Annotated in this window: 18 protein-coding genes; 14 read left to right on the top strand and 4 right to left on the bottom strand. The window is 59.9% G+C overall.

Translation table 11 applies throughout. The features are described from left to right. Positions 1-27 precede the first annotated feature (27 nt). Entirely contained in the window at positions 28-2,400 is a 2,373-nt protein-coding gene (locus tag V6F78_RS15570) for a hybrid sensor histidine kinase/response regulator (protein ID WP_047295683.1), read from the bottom strand. Between the two features lie 288 nt (positions 2,401-2,688). Between V6F78_RS15570 and V6F78_RS15565 the strand changes: the two genes are divergently transcribed. From V6F78_RS15565 to V6F78_RS15550, 4 genes are all read left to right on the top strand, one after another. Continuing rightward, the gene (locus V6F78_RS15565) at positions 2,689-3,486 is read left to right on the top strand and encodes a hydroxymethylpyrimidine/phosphomethylpyrimidine kinase (RefSeq protein ID WP_047295685.1); all 798 of its coding nucleotides are present in this window, start codon (positions 2,689-2,691) and stop codon (positions 3,484-3,486) included. 17 nt (positions 3,487-3,503) lie between these two features. Beyond that, positions 3,504-4,127 (top strand): thiamine phosphate synthase, encoded by a 624-nt coding sequence (thiE, locus tag V6F78_RS15560; RefSeq protein ID WP_047273520.1) that lies wholly within the window; start codon positions 3,504-3,506, stop codon positions 4,125-4,127. Between the two features lie 31 nt (positions 4,128-4,158). Next, positions 4,159-5,442: a glutamate-1-semialdehyde 2,1-aminomutase gene (gene hemL, locus V6F78_RS15555; protein WP_047295687.1), complete on the top strand. Its 1,284-nt coding sequence runs from the start codon at positions 4,159-4,161 to the stop codon at positions 5,440-5,442. 224 nt (positions 5,443-5,666) lie between these two features. Further along, on the top strand, positions 5,667-6,215 hold the full coding sequence (locus V6F78_RS15550) for a tetratricopeptide repeat protein (RefSeq protein WP_047273518.1): 549 nt from the start codon (positions 5,667-5,669) through the stop codon (positions 6,213-6,215). A gap of 50 nt (positions 6,216-6,265) precedes the next feature. Here V6F78_RS15550 and V6F78_RS15545 read toward each other — a convergent pair whose 3' ends face one another. Continuing rightward, on the bottom strand, positions 6,266-6,592 hold the full coding sequence (locus V6F78_RS15545; protein ID WP_019411970.1) for a DUF1820 family protein: 327 nt from the start codon (positions 6,590-6,592) through the stop codon (positions 6,266-6,268). 132 nt (positions 6,593-6,724) lie between these two features. Between V6F78_RS15545 and miaB the strand changes: the two genes are divergently transcribed. The 5 genes from miaB (at position 6,725) to lnt (ending at position 12,144) form a co-directional block, all read left to right on the top strand. Then, positions 6,725-8,053, top strand: a complete 1,329-nt coding sequence (gene miaB, locus V6F78_RS15540) for a tRNA (N6-isopentenyl adenosine(37)-C2)-methylthiotransferase MiaB (protein WP_047273517.1) — start codon at positions 6,725-6,727, stop codon at positions 8,051-8,053. Between the two features lie 193 nt (positions 8,054-8,246). Next, a complete protein-coding gene (locus V6F78_RS15535; protein WP_047281359.1) occupies positions 8,247-9,266 on the top strand; it encodes a PhoH family protein in 1,020 nt (339 codons plus the stop codon). Then, positions 9,259-9,717, top strand: coding sequence for an rRNA maturation RNase YbeY (ybeY, locus tag V6F78_RS15530; RefSeq protein ID WP_047295689.1), 459 nt, complete (start codon positions 9,259-9,261; stop codon positions 9,715-9,717). Before V6F78_RS15535 ends, ybeY begins: the two co-directional genes overlap by 8 nt. 41 nt (positions 9,718-9,758) lie before the next feature. Next, the gene (locus tag V6F78_RS15525; RefSeq protein WP_047273514.1) at positions 9,759-10,598 is read left to right on the top strand and encodes an HlyC/CorC family transporter; all 840 of its coding nucleotides are present in this window, start codon (positions 9,759-9,761) and stop codon (positions 10,596-10,598) included. Between the two features lie 22 nt (positions 10,599-10,620). Next, positions 10,621-12,144 (top strand): apolipoprotein N-acyltransferase, encoded by a 1,524-nt coding sequence (gene lnt / locus V6F78_RS15520; RefSeq protein WP_047273513.1) that lies wholly within the window; start codon positions 10,621-10,623, stop codon positions 12,142-12,144. A gap of 74 nt (positions 12,145-12,218) precedes the next feature. On the opposite strand, the gene V6F78_RS15515 is transcribed toward lnt, so the two are convergent. Then, entirely contained in the window at positions 12,219-12,980 is a 762-nt protein-coding gene (locus V6F78_RS15515; RefSeq protein ID WP_047295690.1) for a YdcF family protein, read from the bottom strand. Positions 12,981-13,134: 154 nt separating this feature from the next. Next, positions 13,135-13,428: a hypothetical protein gene (locus tag V6F78_RS15510; protein ID WP_047295692.1), complete on the bottom strand. Its 294-nt coding sequence runs from the start codon at positions 13,426-13,428 to the stop codon at positions 13,135-13,137. Between the two features lie 236 nt (positions 13,429-13,664). Here V6F78_RS15510 and leuS point away from each other — a divergent pair, with 236 nt between their 5' ends. The 5 genes from leuS (at position 13,665) to V6F78_RS15485 (ending at position 19,680) form a co-directional block, all read left to right on the top strand. Next, on the top strand, positions 13,665-16,271 hold the full coding sequence (gene leuS / locus V6F78_RS15505) for a leucine--tRNA ligase (RefSeq protein ID WP_169839721.1): 2,607 nt from the start codon (positions 13,665-13,667) through the stop codon (positions 16,269-16,271). Positions 16,272-16,361: 90 nt separating this feature from the next. Next, positions 16,362-16,967 carry an LPS-assembly lipoprotein LptE gene (locus V6F78_RS15500; RefSeq protein WP_047295697.1) on the top strand — a complete coding sequence of 202 codons (606 nt, stop codon included), beginning with the start codon at positions 16,362-16,364 and terminating at the stop codon, positions 16,965-16,967. Between the two features lie 42 nt (positions 16,968-17,009). Continuing rightward, positions 17,010-18,047: a DNA polymerase III subunit delta gene (gene holA / locus V6F78_RS15495; RefSeq protein ID WP_047273508.1), complete on the top strand. Its 1,038-nt coding sequence runs from the start codon at positions 17,010-17,012 to the stop codon at positions 18,045-18,047. A 128-nt stretch (positions 18,048-18,175) separates the two neighbouring features. Continuing rightward, the gene (arfA, locus tag V6F78_RS15490) at positions 18,176-18,325 is read left to right on the top strand and encodes an alternative ribosome rescue factor ArfA (protein WP_047273507.1); all 150 of its coding nucleotides are present in this window, start codon (positions 18,176-18,178) and stop codon (positions 18,323-18,325) included. A gap of 50 nt (positions 18,326-18,375) precedes the next feature. Further along, on the top strand, positions 18,376-19,680 hold the full coding sequence (locus tag V6F78_RS15485) for a lytic murein transglycosylase (RefSeq protein WP_094990503.1): 1,305 nt from the start codon (positions 18,376-18,378) through the stop codon (positions 19,678-19,680).

Raw genomic sequence — 19,680 nt, 5'->3', positions numbered from 1 at the left:
TGCCACCTTCACAAGTGGCATAAGCGCCTAAAACTCGACGCTTTTGTCCTCATCGCCGGTTAACAGCCGTTGTGCCAATGCCTGTTGCAGGTCTTCGAAACGCAGCGGTTTGATCAGGAAATCGGTGATGCCCTCCACCTGCGTGCGTGCCGTTTGCGCAGCGGCCTGGGACTCAAACAACGCCAGCACCGGCAACCGGGCGCATGCGGCCAGCGTCAGCAGCTGGCTGCCCATGGATGAGCCGGACACGTGACTGAACGGGCACGCCAGCAACACCGCATCCACGCGCTCCCGGCGCAACGTGTCGACCGCGTCTTGACCGCTTTGCGCCGTCAACACCCGGTAACCCGATTTGAGCAGCATCGCGCGTAACACCGCCGAGTTGGCGGTGTTGTCTTCTACCAGCAAAACGACGTATTGCTCGGGAAAACGCATCGGCATTTGTACGACTTGCGCTGTTTCGAGCGGCGACTCCATTTCGATGGACAGCTGAAATTGCGACCCCTGCCCCGGCTGCGAATGATGGGTCAGGCGACCGCCGAGCAGTTCAACCAAACGCCGGCAAATCGCCAGCCCGATGCCCAAGCCGCCATATTCCCGGGTCATGGACCCGTCGACCTGGAAGAAGTGCTGGTACAACTCGGCTTCTTCCTGATGGACAAAGCCGATGCCGCTGTCGATCACGTTAAAGGCCAGGTTCCAGCGACCCGGCCCGGCGGTTTTACCCGTGACGCGCAGGATGACCCCGCCCTGATGGGTGAACTTGATGGCGTTATCCAGCAAGCACTCCAGGCACTGCCGGATCTTCTGGGCATCGCCCAGCCATGTGTCAGGAAGGGTGCGGGCCACTTCATGGGTGAAGGAAAGCCCTTTGACCCGGGCTTTTGGCCCGAACCGGTCGTGCAAACCCTGCAACAGCTCGCCCGCACTGAAACGGTCACTACGGGCCGACAGGCGACCGGCTTGCAGCTCGGTCAACGTCAAAATGCCATTCACCATGCCCATCATTTCTTTGGCCGAGCCTTCAGCGGTCTGGGTGTACTGCTCAAGTTCGGGCGTCATGTCCAGCGTCTTGATCAACTCCAGAGAGCCAATCACACCGTTCATGGGCGTGCGCAGCTCATGGGTCACAGTGGCCAGGAACTCATCCTTGAGCTGGTTGGTGCGCTCCAGTTGCTGGTTCATGGCCGCCAGTTTTTGCCCGGACTCTTGCAGGGTCCGGGCCTGCAAGTCGCGCATGGCATTGATACGGTCCGCCAGCGCCAGCGACAGCAGCCCGACTTCAATCGCCGAACCGATCTGGCTGGCATACATGGTGAGAAATACATTCGGCAGATAACCCAACACCATCAACGTGTTGACCAGGCCACCGACCAAAAAGGCGGTCCAGGCGATGACGAAATAACGCGCCACCCGCAGGCCGCGGCACCACGCCACGATCCCGGCCACAAAGATGGTGAAGATAAAGGCCAGCGCCAGCCCGGTGGCCAGTCGCAACGAAATCGCGTAGCTGGTGGTCAGCGCCAGCACCATGACCAGCGCGCCGACCGCCATCAGCAGCATCAGCGCACGGTCGAGCCAGCGGCTGTGGCTGGCGGTATGCAGGAAGGTGCGGGCGAACTGACAGCCGAAAAAGGCTGCCGAACCGATCAGAAACGGCGTCGCCGCGTTCGCCCACCACGGGTTGTCAGGCCAGAAATACTGCACTGCGGCGCCATTGACCGACAGTTGATACAGGCCAAACGAGGCAATGTAGAAGATGTAATAGAGGTAACTGGTGTCACGCACACTGATGTAGATAAACAGGTTGTACACCAGCATGCCGAGCAGTACGCCGTAGATCAGGCCGAGGATGTAGATGCGCACGGGCTGGTCTTCGAGGTAGGCCTTGGCAGACCACAGCGTCAACGGCGCCTGAATGGAGCCTTCGCTGGCCAGACGCAAGTACACGGTCTGGGTGTGGCCCGGAGAGAAATTCAGCTCGAACAGGTAGTTGTTTTCTTTGACCGGGCGGCTGTCAAAGGGCAGGGCGTCGCCGGTGCTCTGCGTCAGTTCGAATGCGCCGTCGGCGTTTTGCTGATACAGGTCGATATGGTCCAGCGGCGGGTACGCCAGCTCCAGCAACCAGGACGTACTGACTTGCGGGTCACGCGGCTGATAGTTGAAATCGACTTTAAGCCAGAACACCGAATGCGAGTAACCCGCGTTCAGGGTGTCTTTTTTATGGGGTTGCAAACGTTCAGGATGGGCCACGATATCGGCGATGGTCGCTTGCCCGGCCACATCTTCATAGACGTGCATCTCACGGCCCAAGGGCAGGCGTTGAGTGGTTTCGTCAAAGGTGATTGCGCTGGCCAGCGCTGGCAGCCAGCCCATCAGGAAAATAAAAAAATAGCGCATACAGCCCCAAAATGGCCTGCCCGATTGCGTCTTTGGGCCTCCTTTCCCTTTGAGACGACGTAAACCAGCATTACCTGTTATTCGTTTGAGGGTCACTCTAGCACAGCAGCTAATGGCAAATACACATCACGTAAACATTCAATGCAAAGCGTCTAGATCAAGCCTTACAGCGATACTGAGCCTGCAAAAATACAATCTGATACGGTAGTTTTTTCCGAAACTGACGTGAGAAAAATCGCCACACCCTGAGCCGCCCGCAAAAACGGTTTGGTGGTAAGCTCGCGCACCATGAATATCTACAGCTCTCGCCCTGTTGTCCTCTGTCTCTCCGGCCATGACCCCAGTGGTGGCGCCGGCTTGCAGGCAGATATCGAAGCCCTGCTGGCTCAAGGTTGTCACGCCGCTCCGGTGGTCACCGCCCTGACTGTGCAGAACACCGTCAACGTCAGCGATTTCCGCGTGCTGGATCGTGAGTGGGTGCTGGCGCAAGCCGCTGCCGTGCTCAGCGACTCCAACGTGGCCGCGTTCAAGCTTGGCATGCTCGGCTCTTTAGAGATGGTCGACACCGTCGTCGAGCTGCTCAAGGCCCACCCGCACGTGCCGATGGTCTGCGACCCGGTGCTGCGCGCAGGCGGCGGCGGGCGGCTGGGCAAGGACGAAGTGGGGTTCGCCATGCGCGAGCGCCTGCTGCCCCTGGCCACTATTGCGACCCCTAACTTGCCCGAAGCCCGCATTCTGGCCGAACTGCCGGAGGGCAGCGCCGACGCGTGTGCCGAAAAACTCCTGCCGTACTGCAAGCACCTGCTGATTACCGGCGGGCACGGCGATGAACACGAAGTGCACAACCGCCTGTACAGCCGCGACGGCAGCCGTCACACCTTCACGTGCTATCGCCTGCCTGGCAGCTACCACGGTTCGGGCTGCACGCTGGCCAGTACCCTCGCCGGGCGCCTGGCCATTGGCGAGCAGTTGGTCAGCGCGGTTGAAACCGCGCTCAACTACACGTGGCGCACCTTGCGTGACGCCGAGCAATTGGGTCAGGGGCAATTTGTGCCGCGCCGCTTGCCGCTGGACTTCTGCTCGTAACACAAGGGGCTCGCACCATGAAACTGCGTGGACTTTACGCAATCACTGACAGCCAACTGCTGGCAGGCAAATGCCTGACGTACGTGGAGGCCGCCCTTGATGGCGGTCTGACATTGCTGCAATACCGCGACAAGAGTGCAGATGACGCCCGCCGCCTGCGCGAAGCCGAGGCATTGCGCGAGCTGTGCGCACGTTACGGCGCGCAGCTGATTATCAACGATGACGCCGAGCTGGCGGCGCGGCTGGGCGTTGGCGTCCACTTGGGTCAGACCGATGGCCCGCTGAACCCGGCCCGCGCCCTGCTGGGCCGCAACGCGATCATCGGCTCGACCTGCCACAGTCAGATCGAACTGGCTCAACAGGCCGCCCAGGAAGGCGCGAGTTACGTCGCGTTTGGCCGTTTTTTCAATTCAAGCACCAAGCCCGGGGCGCCGACCGCTACGCTGGAACTCCTGGATCACGCCCGTGCGCAGCTCACTGTGCCGATTTGCGTGATCGGCGGCATCACCCTGGAGAACGCCGCGCCACTGGTCGAGCATGGCGCCGACCTGCTGGCCGTGGTGCACGGGCTGTTTGGCGCCGAGACGGCGCAGGCCGTTACCCGCCGCGCCCGTGCCTTCAACGATTTGTTGTCACTTTAACTACCGAATCCTGATTCAGAGAGAGCCCACCATGTCTCGTTCCGAAACCCTGTTTGCCAACGCTCAAAAACACATTCCCGGCGGCGTGAATTCGCCAGTGCGGGCCTTCAAGAGCGTCGGTGGCACCCCGCTGTTTTTCAAACACGCCGAAGGCGCCTACGTGACGGACGAAGACGACAAGCGCTACGTGGATTACGTGGGCTCGTGGGGGCCGATGATTCTGGGCCACAGCCACCCGGACGTTCTGGACGCCGTGCGTGCGCAACTGGAACACGGCCTGTCGTACGGGGCGCCGACCGCCATGGAAACTGAAATGGCCGACCTGGTGTGCTCCATCGTGCCGTCGATGGACATGGTGCGCATGGTCAGCTCCGGCACCGAAGCCACCATGAGTGCCATCCGCCTGGCGCGTGGCTACACCGGCCGCGACAACATTCTCAAGTTTGAAGGCTGCTACCACGGTCATTCCGACAGCCTGCTGGTTAAAGCAGGCTCCGGCGCACTGACACAAGGCGTACCCAGCTCGGGCGGCGTACCGGCGGACTTCGCCAAACACACCCTGACCACCACGTTCAACGACATCAACGCCGTGGAAAAACTGCTGGCCGACGTCGGTGACACCGTCGCCTGCATCATCGTCGAGCCTGTGGCCGGCAACATGAACTGCGTGCCGCCAGCGCCGGGCTTTCTGCAAGGCCTGCGCAGCCTGTGCGACCAGCACGGCGTGGTGCTGATTTTTGATGAAGTGATGACGGGCTTCCGCGTCGCCCTCGGCGGTGCCCAGGCGCACTATGGCGTGACACCGGACTTGAGCACGTTTGGCAAAATCATCGGCGGCGGCATGCCGGTTGGCTGCTTCGGCGGCAAGCGCGAAATCATGGAATGCATCGCACCGCTGGGCCCGGTCTATCAGGCAGGCACCCTGTCCGGCAACCCGCTGGCCATGGCTGCTGGCCTGACCACGCTGCGCCTGATCAGCCGTCCGGGCTTCCACGCCGAGTTGACCGACTACACCACGCGCCTGCTCGACGGCTTGCAGGAACGGGCGGATGCGGCGGGTATCCCATTCGTTACCACCCAGGCAGGCGGCATGTTCGGCCTGTACTTCAGTGGCGCAGACGACATCGTCACCTTCGACGACGTCATGGCCAGTGATGCCGACCTGTTCAAGCGCTTCTTCCACTTGATGCTTGAAGGCGGCGTGTACCTGGCGCCCAGTGCCTTCGAAGCGGGCTTCACGTCCATTGCCCATGGCGATGCCGAGTTGAAGCTGACCCTGGACGCCGCAGAACGCGCATTCGCCGCCCTGAAGTGATCCGCCAAAACGACAAGGGTTGTGGCCCTTGTCGTTTTTTTATGCCCGTAATGCACTGATCTTTTAACCCACTCGTCCAAAATCGTCTTAAATCAACCGATATCACGTTCGCGCAGCAGAAAAACGAGTAAAGACTTTGTAAGGTTGCCTCGGCTTATTTCATAATGCGCGCCTATACATTCCTTGGTCGGGCCCGCCCGTCTTTCAGAGGTACGTCGATTCCCATGAACCGCACCGGCCGCGCCCTTGCAATGGGCTGCCTGTTGCTCCTACAGCCGTTGCTTGCTCAGGCAGGCGGTAACTCGTTGTTGATCCCGGCGATGGGTCGCTGCACCCTCAATACTCAGCCAGAGAATCTGGAAGAGGCGCTCGCTGCGTGCGTGCAAGCGGCAAAAGGCGGGGATGCAGAAGCCGAATACGAGTTGGGCGAGTTCTACTACGACGTCAATAATCCCAAGCGCGACCTCAACCAAGCCCTGAGCTACTTCGAACAAGCGTCGCTCCAAGGCCACGCCATGGCCCAGTTCAAGCTCGGCACCATGTTCTACAAAGGTGAAGGTGTACCCGCCAACAACATTCAGGCGTATATCGTGCTGAAAATGGCGGCCGTCAATGGTGCGGAAGACGCACTGGACACCGCGGATGAAGTGGCCGAACAAATGCCCCGCGACCAGCTCGAAACCGCGACCCAGGTGCTGGGGCAAATCTTCCGCAAATACCTGATGGAACTGCAATCGACGGACGCCCGTTCGCCGTTTTCGCCATTGCCTTGAGTTCCGGCAGCCCAGGGCTGCCATCTGCATGACTTATCCAGACGCGAGCCTTACTTCTCCGGCATCGGAAACGGAAACGGCATGACATTGCTGACGCCCCGCGCCTCGCTGATTTTGGGCGTGCCCAGGCGTTCCACTTCGTCGATGCGCACAATCGAATGCATTGGCACAAAGCTGCGCACAACGCCTTCGAACTGGGCCTTGAGTTTTTCTTCGCTCGGGTCAACGACCATTTGCGTGCGCTCACCGAAGACGAATTCTTCTACTTCCAGGAAGCCCCACAGATCACTTTGATAGATCTGCTTGGCGTACATTTCGAACACCTGTCCCTGGTTGAGGAAAATCACCTTGTAGATTGGAGCTTCACGTTTGGTCATGGAGGGCGGGTAAACATCTGAAGGTATAAAAGAGGGCGCGAACTATAGCATAGCCTCCTGACGCACAGCGCTAGGAAGCAACGGCTATGCCCCCTATAATGCGCGGTTCTTTGAACCACTTGATGAACACCCATGGCCAAGAAGCTTTACATCGAAACCCACGGTTGCCAGATGAATGAGTACGACAGCTCACGCATGGTCGATCTGCTGGGTGAACATCAGGCCCTGGAAGTCACGGCGCGCGCCGAAGACGCTGATGTGATCCTGCTTAACACCTGTTCCATCCGCGAACGCGCCCAAGATCGCGTTTATTCGCAACTGGGTCGCTGGCGCGAGCTGAAACTGGCCAACCCGGAGATGGTGATTGCGGTTGGCGGTTGCGTGGCAAGCCAGGAAGGCGCGGCGATCCGGGATCGCGCGCCTTACGTGGACGTGGTGTTCGGTCCACAGACCCTGCACCGCCTGCCTGAGATGATCGACGCGGCGCGCATGACCAAGCTGCCACAGGTTGACGTTTCGTTCCCCGAGATTGAAAAGTTTGACCATTTGCCGGAACCGCGCATCGACGGCCCAAGCGCCTATGTCTCGGTAATGGAAGGGTGCAGCAAGTACTGCACGTTCTGCGTCGTACCTTATACCCGCGGCGAAGAAGTCAGCCGTCCGTTCGATGACGTGGTAGGCGAAGTGATTCACCTGGCTGAAAACGGCGTGCGTGAAGTGACCCTGCTCGGGCAGAACGTGAACGGTTATCGCGGCCTGACCGACGACGGTCGCCTTGCCGACTTGGCGGAACTGATCCGCGTGGTGGCGGCGGTCGACGGGATCGAGCGTATCCGCTACACCACGTCGCACCCACTGGAGTTTTCCGACAGCCTGATTCAGGCCCACGCTGAGGTCCCGGAACTGGTCAAACACCTGCATTTGCCGGTGCAGTCGGGTTCGGATCGTATTCTGTCGGCGATGAAACGCAACCACACGGCGCTGGAATACAAGTCCAAGTTGCGCAAGCTGCGCGCCGCCGTGCCGGGTATCTGCATCAGCTCCGACTTCATCGTCGGCTTCCCCGGCGAGACCGAAAAAGACTTCGAGCAGACCATGAAGCTGATCGAAGACGTGGGTTTCGATTTTTCTTACTCGTTCGTGTACAGCCAGCGCCCGGGCACGCCCGCCGCCGACCTTGCCGACGACACGCCCGAAGAGCGCAAGAAAGAACGCCTGAACGCCTTGCAACATCGCCTCAACCAGCAAGGTTTCGAGATCAGCCGACAAATGGTGGGATCCGTCCAGCGGATTCTGGTGACCGATTACTCGAAAAAAGACCCCGGCGAACTGCAAGGGCGCACCGAGAACAACCGCATCGTCAACTTCCGCTGCGATAACCCGCAGTTGATCGGCCAGTTTGCGGACGTGCATATCGATGCCGCTCAACCCCACTCGCTGCGGGGCTCGCTGCTGAACTGAGCCGACGCGCAGTCGCTGACCCCTGATCGTCAAGATCCTCGATGTTTAAAGGGCAGACACCTGCCTTGCGGACCATCGCAGTGGGCGTCAGCGACTACAGATTTTACGTGGTATCAGTAAGCCCTTTCGTCCATGACCTGCTAGCGTTATCCTTCAAACCATCTCAATTGCCTCAGGGCGGCTAAAAACGACTTTGAACGCACCCATCGAACCACATCGTTTTCTCCTCGAGCCTTTTGAGGCTCGCCGCTTCGCCAATCTGTGCGGGCTATTCGACGAGCATTTACGTTTGATCGAACAGCGCATGGCCATCGAAATCCGCAATCGCGGCAATCAATTCGAATTGATCGGCGACCCTAAAACCACCTCCTCGGCAGAACACCTGCTGCGCCGCCTGTACCGCGAAACCAAAGCCACCGAGCTGTCGCCGGACATGGTGCACCTGTTCCTGCAAGAATCTGCCGTCGAAGACCTGGCCAGCAACCCCGTGGCCGACCCCAGCGTGTCGTTGCGCACCAAAAAGGGCATGATTCGCCCTCGCGGCATCAATCAGCAGCGCTACGTCAAAGAGATTCTGGGCAACGACATCAACTTCGGTATCGGGCCGGCAGGTACGGGTAAAACCTATCTGGCCGTGGCGTGTGCCGTGGATGCCCTGGAGCGCGAACAGATCCGTCGCATCTTGCTGGTACGTCCGGCGGTCGAAGCGGGCGAAAAGCTCGGCTTCCTGCCCGGCGACCTGTCGCAGAAAATCGATCCGTACCTGCGTCCTTTGTATGACGCCCTGTACGAGATGCTCGGCTTTGAATACGTGGCCAAGCTCATTGAGCGCCAGATCATCGAAGTCGCGCCGCTGGCCTATATGCGCGGCCGGACGCTCAACAACAGCTTCATCATCCTCGACGAGAGCCAGAACACCACCGTCGAGCAAATGAAGATGTTCCTGACCCGCATCGGCTTCGGCTCCACCGCCGTGATTACCGGTGACATTACCCAGATCGACCTGCCTAAAGGCACCAAATCCGGGCTCAACCATGTCATCGAAGTGCTCAAGGACGTACCGGGCATCAGCTTTACGCATTTCCAGTCCAAAGACGTCGTGCGCCATCCATTGGTGCAGCGCATCGTGGAGGCTTATGGCCGCTACGAGCAGGAAGCCGCCGACAAATTGGCCGCCCTGCCAGCTGCCAAGGATTACCGCCACGATGCTTGAGCTTGATCTGCAACTGGCGACCCAGGCCGTCACACCGAGCGAAAGTCAGTTCCGCCAATGGTGCGAGCTGGCCTTGCGCCAGCGAACTGCTGACTCGGAAATGACCATCCGTCTGGTGGACGAAGCGGAAGCCCGCGAATTGAACCACACGTGGCGCGACAAAGATTACGCCACCAACGTGCTGTCTTTCCCGGCCGATGTCCCCGACGAATTCCTCGACATCCCGCTACTCGGCGACCTGGTGATCTGCGTCGCTGTGGTTGAGCGCGAAGCCGCCGAACAAGGCAAGGAACTTGAGGCCCACTGGGCCCATCTAGTGATTCACGGCTGCTTGCATCTTCTGGGTTACGACCATATAGACGATGAAGAAGCCGAAGAAATGGAAGCACTGGAACGAACGTTGCTTGCAGAACTGGGTCACCCAGACCCGTACGCAGACGACGAAAACTGATCAACATCACTGAAACTACCAAGGGATACGAGTAAATCGCTATGAGCGAAGACCGATCGAGCAACGGGCAAAAGTCATGGTTGGGTAAGCTGACCCAGGCCTTTGCCCATGAGCCGAAAAACCGCCAGGAGCTGCTTGAGCTGCTGCGCGAAGCACACCAGAACAAACTCTTGGACAGCGAAGCGCTGGCCATCGTCGAAGGCGCCATTCAAGTGGCTGACCTGCAAGTGCGCGACATCATGGTGCCGCGCTCGCAGATGATCAGCATCAAGGCGACCCAGACACCCCGTGAATTTCTCCCGGCGATCATCGACGCGGCGCACTCGCGCTACCCGGTGGTCGGCGAAAGCCACGACGACGTGCTCGGCGTGTTGCTGGCCAAAGACCTGCTGCCGCTGATCCTTCAAGAGAACGGCGACAAGTACAACATCAAGGATCTGCTGCGTCCGGCGACGTTCGTTCCCGAGTCCAAGCGCCTTAACGTGTTGCTGCGTGAGTTCCGTGCCAACCATAACCACATGGCCATCGTCATTGACGAGTACGGCGGCGTGGCCGGTCTGGTGACGATTGAGGACGTGCTCGAACAGATCGTCGGCGACATCGAAGACGAACACGATGTCGAAGAAGACAGCTACATCAAGCCGCTGCCAAGCGGTGACTTCCTGATCAAGGCCCTGACCCCGATCGAAAACTTCAACGAGTTTTTCGACAGCGACTTCTCCGACGACGAGTTCGACACGGTGGGCGGCCTGGTCATGAGTGCGTTCGGGCACTTGCCAAAACGCAATGAAACCACTGAAATCGGCCCGTACCGCTTCCGCATCCTCAATGCAGACAGCCGCCGTATTCACTTGATTCGCCTGACGCCTATCGCCCGCTAAACCTCCAACACCAAGGATTGAAATGCGCTGGATAACCTCCCCCGGCTGGCCCGGTAACTTGCTGGCTGTGGTCGCCGGCGCACTCACCACCCTGGCGTTGGCACCGTACGACATCTGGCCGCTGGCGCTGGTCGCCCTGGCCCTGTTCTACCTCGGCTTGCGCGACCTGTCGCCACGTCAGGCGCTAGGCCGGGGCTGGTGCTTCGGTTTCGGCCTGTTTGGCGCGGGCACCAGCTGGATCTACTACAGCATTCACAACTTCGGAGGCGCGTCAGTCCTGCTGGCGGGCCTGCTGATGCTGGCATTCACTGCCGCCATTGCCTGGTTCTTCGCCCTGCCCGCGTGGCTATGGGCGCGCTGGATTCGCCGCAATGAAGCCCCGCTGGCGGACGCTTTGGCCTTTGCGGCCCTGTGGGTCATGCAAGAAGCCTTTCGCGGCTGGTTCCTCACCGGGTTCCCGTGGCTTTATTCCGGTTACAGCCAGCTCGACGGTCCACTGGCCGGGCTCGCGCCGCTGGGCGGCATGTGGCTGATTTCCTTCACCCTGGCGCTCACCGCCGCCCTGCTGTGCAACCTCCCTCGGCTGATTCGGGCCAAACGCAAGGCTTTCATCGCCGCCGGAGCCGTGCTGCTGGTCGGCCCGTGGATCATCGGTAGCGCCCTCAAACACCACGCTTGGACCAGTCCTTCGGGCGATCCGCTGAGCGTGGCGGCGATTCAGGGCAATATCGAACAAAGCATGAAATGGGACCCGGCGCAGTTGAATGCGCAACTGGCCCTGTACCGCGACATGACGTTCAGTTCCAAGCGGGTCGATCTGATCGTCTGGCCTGAAACCGCGATCCCGGTACTCAAGGAAAACGCCGAAGGCTACCTGTCGATGATGGGCCGCTTTGCTGCCGACCGGCATTCCGCCCTGATTACCGGTGTGCCGATCCGCCAGGAAGTGCGTCACGAACCCCGCTTCTTCAACGGCATTACGGCCGTGGGCGAGGCGGATGGCACCTACCTGAAACAAAAGCTGGTGCCGTTTGGCGAATACGTGCCGTTACAGGATGTGCTGCGCGGGCTGATTGCGTTCTTCGACCTGCCGATGTCCGACTTCGCTCGCGGGCCTGCGGAACAAGCGCTGCTACAAGCCAAGGGCTATCAGATCGCACCGTTCATTTGCTACGAAGTGGTGTACCCGGAATTCGCTGCCAGCTTGGCGGCCAAGAGCGATGTGCTGCTGACCATCAGCAACGACACCTGGTTCGGCACCTCGATTGGCCCGCTGCAGCATTTGCAGATGGCCCAGATGCGCGCGCTTGAGGCTGGCCGCTGGATGATCCGGGCAACCAACAACGGCGTCACCGGGCTGATTAACCCTTACGGGCAGATCACGGCGCAAATCCCGCAGTTCGAACAGGGGATTCTCTACGGCGAAGTGGTGCCGATGCACAACCTCACGCCGTACCTGCAATGGCGTTCGTGGCCGTTGATCATCCTGTGTGTGGTGCTGATCGGCTGGGCCCTGATAACCAGCCGCATTGCCAAGACCGTGTGAGACGTCGCGTGTCGCAGCCAGCGCATGAGGCTGCGACACGCACAGGGTTACTATCCTCCAGCGCGTGAGCCGGCTCAGCGGTAAAACAACGGGTAAGCCACTTGCCCCACCGCCTCGTTCAGCAACTGCCCGGACTGCCAGATCGATTTGAATTCTGGCATCCATCCGCCCAGAGGCCGGGCGTTGTCTCGGCCCAAAAAGCCCACCGGCGCTGCCACCACTTCAAACCCAGCCTTTTCGAAACTCCAGACGGCACGCGGCATGTGCCACGCTTGCGTGACCACCACCACGCGCTTGATGCCCTGAGACAACAAGAGATCGGCCGTCATTTGCGCGTTTTCCCACGTCGTGCGGCTGCGCTCTTCTTTCCAGCGCACTTGCACACCGAAGTCATCGCGCAAGGAGTCTGCCATCAACTGCGCCTCACTCGGCGGCGTGCCGTAATGCAGGCCACCCGTGGTCACCAGCGGCAGCCCGGAAGCCTTGGCCAGTCGGGCCGCATAACGCTGACGCTCTAGCCCGGTGCCCGTCGGCTGATCGCTGCCCCACGCCGGATCGCCCCGCTCACGCCCGGACCCCAGCACCACAATCGCATCGGCACGCGAGGCCAAAGTCGCCCAGTCACTTTGCGCCAGTGCCGGTTCACGCTCCAGCGCGCGGGCGCTCCATTCCACCACCACGGGCAGGCTCATCAACCAGAAGCCACCCACCCCCACGACGAACAACGCCCCGGCCAGCCGCGGGCGCGAACGGCGCAGCCACCAGGCGAGCACAAGGATCAGTAAAAGAATGCCGGGCGGCAGAAGCAGTTGTTTAACGAAATATCGAATAGGCATCGAGCATCTCCAAAGATGCCCGAAGCCTAAGGGGGTTGATCCGATGCAACAACAGGCACGTGAGTGACTTGGATATAAACGCCTGCTTATCAACCCTGGGACACGTAGGTGACGCCACTCGCTGTATCGCGGACTCACGACGTAAAAAGTCGCCCTAGCCCTTGGCTTGCTTGACCCGGTCCTTCAGCCAGATGACATTGGCTGCCGACGGGGTTTCCTGCACATGACTGCTGCCATGCGAACGTCTATCCACCTCGCGTTCGCTCCGGTTTAAATACGCGTTAATCAACTCCAGTTCAGCATGACTCAAACCTCGCAATTCCACTTCGGCTGAGTGCTCGTTACGTAATTGCACTGCCGTTTGCGCTGAATCGAGAGCCACGTCCAAACGATTGATCAGACGCTCATACACCTGTGACGTTGTCGCTTTGCGTTGCGTTCTTGCCATCCGCTCACCTCATTGAAGGATATCAATCTCCCCTTTGAGCAAGCTTAGTCGCGTGCACAAAACCGGTGAGGTGCAGCGACCAACGGAAGGACGAGGCAATCAGGGTTTCCCTCGATAGAGTGGGGTCATGTATGCTACGGGGCTTCCTGTAACCCCTACTCCAACTTGACCGGGCAACACAATAGCCGGCCGTATGTTGAAGAGGATTAGGCCACCCTTTATCAGTACAAGTAGCCATGCACGAACAATATCAGCCCCGTGAAATAGAAGCCGCCGCCCAATCATTCTGGGACAACCAAAAGTCCTTCGAAGTCAGCGAAGATCCAGGCAAGGAAACCTACTACTGCCTGTCGATGTTCCCGTACCCGAGCGGCAAGCTACACATGGGGCACGTGCGTAACTACACCATCGGCGACGTGATCTCCCGTTACCAGCGCATGCTCGGCAAGAACGTATTGCAACCTATGGGGTGGGATGCCTTCGGCATGCCGGCTGAAAACGCCGCGATGAAAAACAACGTCGCACCGGCCAAGTGGACGTACGAAAACATCGAATACATGAAGACCCAGTTGCGCAGCCTGGGCCTGGCGGTTGACTGGTCGCGTGAAATCACCACCTGCAAGCCGGACTACTACCGCTGGGAACAATGGCTGTTCACGCGCCTGTTCGAAAAAGGCGTGATCTACCGCAAAAACGGGACCGTGAACTGGGACCCGCTGGACCAGACCGTTCTGGCCAACGAGCAAGTGATCGACGGCCGCGGCTGGCGTTCGGGCGCGTTGATCGAAAAACGCGAAATCCCGATGTACTACTTCAAGATCACGGCCTATGCCGATGAGCTGCTTGAAAGCCTCGACGAGCTGACGGGCTGGCCTGAGCAGGTCAAGACCATGCAGCGCAACTGGATCGGCAAATCCCGCGGCATGGAAGTCCAGTTCCCTTACGACGTCGACTCCATCGGCGAGCAGGGCACCCTCAAGGTCTTCACCACCCGCCCCGACACCCTGATGGGCGCCACCTATGTGGCCGTGGCGGCCGAGCACCCGCTGGCCACCCAGGCGGCACAGTCCAACCCCGAGCTGCAAGCGTTTATCGCTGAATGCAAAGGCGGCAGCGTGGCTGAAGCCGACATGGCTACCCAAGAGAAAAAGGGCCTGCCGACCTCGCTGTTCGTCCTGCACCCGCTGACCGGCGAGAAGCTCCCGGTGTGGGTCGCCAACTATGTGTTGATGCACTATGGCGACGGCGCAGTCATGGCCGTTCCTGCTCACGACGAGCGCGATTTCGAATTCGCCACCCAATACGACCTGCCGATCAAGTCGGTCGTGCGCACCAGTGCGGGCGACGCCTCCCCTGCGCCTTGGCAGGACGCTTACAACGAACACGGCCCACTGATCAATTCCGGCGAATTTGACGGTCTGGATTTCGACGCAGCCTTTGCGGCAATGGAAGCAGCCCTGAGCGCCAAAGGTCTGGGCCAGTCGCGTACCCAGTTCCGCCTGCGCGACTGGGGCATCAGCCGTCAGCGCTATTGGGGTTGCCCGATCCCGATCGTTCACTGCGACAGCTGTGGCGACGTTCCGGTGCCAGAAGACCAATTGCCGGTTGTATTGCCTGAAGACGTCGTACCCGATGGCGCCGGTTCGCCATTGGCCCGCATGCCTGAGTTCTACGAATGCAGCTGCCCGAAATGCGGCGCCCCGGCCAAGCGTGAAACCGACACCATGGACACCTTTGTCGAGTCGTCGTGGTACTACGCGCGCTACGCCTCGCCTCACTACGAAGGCGGTCTGGTCGAAAAATCCGCCGCCGATCACTGGCTGCCGGTTGACCAATACATCGGCGGTATCGAACACGCGATCTTGCACCTGCTGTATGCGCGCTTCTTCCACAAACTGATGCGCGATGAGGGCTTGGTCAGCTCCAACGAGCCGTTCAAGAACCTGCTGACCCAGGGCATGGTGATTGCCGAAACGTATTACCGTCGCGAAGCCAACGGCGCCCTGACCTGGTTCAACCCGGCAGACGTCGAGCTGGAGCGTGACAGCAAGGCCAAAATCATTGGCGCCAAGCTGATCAGCGACGGCCTGCCGGTTGAGATTGGCGGCACTGAAAAAATGGCCAAGTCCAAGAACAACGGCGTTGACCCGCAATACATGATCGAGCAATACGGCGCCGATACCTGCCGCCTGTTCATGATGTTCGCGTCGCCACCTGACGCCAGCCTCGAATGGTCGGACTCCGGCGTCGAAGGCTCGCACCGCTTCCTCAAGCGCGTCTGGCGCCTGGCGCATGCGCACGTTAGCCAGGGCCTGCCGGGCGCACTGGACATCGGCACGCTGAATGACGAGCAAAAAGTCATTCGTCGCGCCATTCACCAGGCCATCAAGCAAGCCAGCCAGGACGTGGGCCAGCACCACAAATTCAACACCGCCGTCGCGCAAGTGATGACCGTGATGAACGTGCTGGAAAAAGCGCCGCAGGCCACCGAACAAGACCGCGCCCTGTTGCAGGAAGGTCTGGAAACCGTGGCCTTGTTGCTGGCCCCGATCACCCCGCACATCAGCCACGAGCTGTGGAATCAGCTGGGTCACATCGGCGCCATCATCGACGCACCGTGGCCGACGCTCGACGAAAGCGCGCTGGTTCAGGACACGCTGCAACTGGTGATTCAGGTTAACGGTAAACTGCGCGGCCAGATCGAAATGCCTGCCGGCGCCAGCCGTGACGATATCGAAGCGGCGGCCCGGATCAACGAAAACGTGCTGCGTTTCACCGAAGGCCTGACCATCCGCAAAGTGATCGTCGTGCCGGGCAAACTGGTTAATATCGTCGCCAGCTAAATTGGAACAGGCGCCCGCCTCGTGCGCGGGCGCCCAACAAAACCTTCCGGGCCGCTCCGTCGGTCCATCTGGTTTCAAGGGGAGCAACACATGATCAAACGCAACTTGCTGGTGATGGGCCTCGCAGTCTTGCTGAGCGCCTGCGGCTTTCAGCTGCGCGGCACCGGCACCAATCAGCTGTCGATTACCGAACTCGACGTCACGGCCCGTAATGCTTACGGCGATACCGTGCGTGAGTTGCGACAAGTACTGGAAAACAGCGGCGTGAAAATCACCGCCGCTGCGCCTTACCACCTGATCCTCACCAACGAGCAAGATAGCCAGCGCGCTGCCAGCTATGCGGGCATTGGCGGTTCGGTCGAATACGAATTGACCAAAGTGCTGAACTACGAGATCCGTGGCGAGCACAACTTGCCGTTGCTCAACAACAAGATCGAAGTGCACAAGGTCTACCTGCAAGACAGCAGCAACATCACCGGTTCTGGCCAAGAAGCGTCCATGATCAGCACCGAGCTGCGCCGTGAACTGGTGCAACAAATGGTGCTGCGCCTGGAGCAGTTGACTCCGGAACAACTGGCCAAGCTGCAACAAGTGGCTGACGAGAAAGCACGGGCTGAAGCCCAGGCCATCGAAGCTGCGCGCCAGGCACAAGACGCGATTCCTCAGCAGTCGCCCCTCGAAGTTCCTGAGCAATAAGGTATACGGGGCGCTCAGGCGCCCCGTCATCTATCAAGTCCTATGAAACTCGCCCCCGCCCAACTCGCCAAACACCTGCAAGGCAGCCTGTCGCCCGTCTACATCATCAGCGGCGACGACCCGCTGTTGTGTCAGGAAGCCGCAGACGCCATCCGCAGCACCGCCCGCCAACAAGGTTTTGATGAACGCCAAGTGTTCAGTGCTGACGCCAGTTTTGACTGGGGTTCATTGCTGCAGGCTGGCGCAAGCATGTCGTTGTTTGCCGAAAAACGCTTGCTGGAGCTGCGATTGCCCTCCGGCAAACCCGGCGACAAAGGCGCGGCAGCCCTCATCGAATATTGCTCGCGACCCGCAGACGACACCCTGCTGCTGATCAGCCTGCCAAAACTCGATGGCAGTGCGCAGAAAACCAAATGGGGCAAGGCGCTGGTGGAGGGTGCGCACACACAGTTCGTACAGATCTGGCCGGTGGACGCCAATCAATTGCCGCAATGGATTCGCCAGCGGCTGTCGCAAGCGGGACTGGCGGCGACCCATGATGCTGTGGAATTGATCGCCGCACGGGTAGAAGGCAACTTGCTGGCAGCCGCTCAGGAAATCGAAAAGCTCAAACTGATGGCTGAAGAAGGCCAGATCACGGTCGAGACCGTGCAGGCCGCGGTCGCCGACAGTGCGCGTTTCGATGTGTTCGGGCTCGTGGATGCGGTGCTTAATGGTGAGGCTGCCCATGCATTGCGCATGCTTGAAGGCTTGCGCGGTGAAGGGGTCGAGCCGCCCGTGATCCTCTGGGCGCTGGCTCGCGAGCTGCGGGTCTTGGCCAACATTGCGTTGCAATACAGCCAGGGCATTCCGCTGGACAAGGCGTTCAGCCAGGCACGCCCGCCGGTGTGGGACAAACGCAAACCGCTGATGAGCAAAGCCTTGCAACGTTATTCAGCTCAGCGCTGGGCGCAGCTATTGATGGACGCGCAACGCATCGATGCACAGATCAAGGGTCAGGCGGCAGGTTCGGCCTGGAGCAGCCTCAGCCGATTGACGCTGCTGATGTGTGGGCAACGTCTGAACTTGCCAGCGGAATAACCAACCAGCCTGAATGGCCGCTGTAAAAGCACGAAACAGCCGGTCAACGCCTGCACGTAACGACGCTGGACAGATCAAACAATCTGGCCGATGATTTGCGCCTGTTCAACCCAGCGAGAGTCATTGCCATGAGCAAACGTCCCAACAAGGCCAAATCCATCGTCACCCAACCCTTGTTCCGCAGCCGCCAGGAACGCCCCGCCAAAGGCAAAGGCAGCTACCGCCGCGAAGCCTTCCAGTCGAGAGACCGGGAGGCTTTTTACTTTCTGGCTGCCTGACGGCGGGAATGTTAAGGTCTGCATCTGATTCGCATTACCTGGACCTGCGCATGCCCTTAAGTCATAAACGCCGTTGGCCAATGCGCCAACTGATTGCTGCTTCCAGCGTCATCCTTTTAGTCGCCTGCGCAGAGAAACCCACCGCAGCCGATGCTCAACCCCTGCCTGTGACGCCTCCCGCGCCCGCGGTGACCACCAGCGCTCCCGTTGCAGACACCCTTGAAATCCAGCCCGCCCAAAGCTTCAGCGAATGGCAAGCCAACTTCCGTGCGCAAGCCCTGAAAGCAGGGATCAACCCGCTGGTTTTCGATAACGCCTTCAAAGACATCACCCCCGACATGGGCGTCATCAAGGCTGATCGCAGCCAGCCCGAGTTCAGCCGCCCGGTGTGGGAATACCTCGAAGGCGCCCTTTCGCCGCTGCGCGTGCGCAATGGCCAGCGATTGCTGGAGCAAAATGCCGACCTGCTGAGTCGTATCGAAGAGCGCTACGGCGTTGACCGCGAGGCACTGGTCTCGGTGTGGGGCATGGAAAGCAACTTCGGCACCTTTCAAGGCAACAAATCGGTGATCCGTTCCCTGGCCACCCTGGCGTATGAAGGCCGTCGCCCGGAATTCGCCCAGAGCCAACTGATCGCTGCCCTTAAGATCATCCAGGAAGGCGATATTTCGCCCGAGAAAATGCTCGGTTCATGGGCAGGCGCGATGGGCCAGACCCAGTTCATCCCCACCACCTATGAAACCCACGCGGTGGATTTCGACGGCGATGGCCGTCGGGACATCTGGAACAGTTCGGCTGACGCGCTGGCCTCCACGGCTCACTACCTGCAAAGCTCCGGTTGGAAGCAAGGCCAGCCTTGGGGATTTGAAGTGAACCTGCCGAGCGGGTTTGACTATGCGCTGGCTGACGGAACCGTTCGTAAAAGTGTCAGCGAATGGCAAGCACTTGGGGTTCGGGTGCCTGTTACCGCCAGCGGTTCAGAACAACTGAGCGCCACGTTGTTGCTGCCCGCCGGATACCGGGGACCGGCATTTTTAGTGCTGGATAACTTCAGGGCCATCCTGCGCTACAACAACTCTTCGTCGTATGCGCTGGCGGTGGGCCTGCTGTCTGAGCGCTTCAACGGTGGTGGCATCATCAAAGGGGACTGGCCCAAGGATGACCGCCCGTTGAGTCGCAGCGAACGTGTCGAGCTGCAAACCCTGCTGAGCAACCGCAACTACGACGCCGGCAAGGCTGATGGCATCATCGGGGCAAACACCCGCAAGGCGATTCGCAGCGCGCAGCAAGCGCTGGGCTGGCCCGCGGATGGCTACCCTTCGCATAAGTTGCTGGAAAGTTTGCGCCAACAATAA

The sequence above is a fragment of the Pseudomonas sp. ESBL9 genome (assembly GCF_036668715.1).
Lineage (GTDB): Bacteria > Pseudomonadota > Gammaproteobacteria > Pseudomonadales > Pseudomonadaceae > Aquipseudomonas > Aquipseudomonas lundensis.
This window is presented reverse-complemented; position numbering and strand designations above follow the sequence as displayed.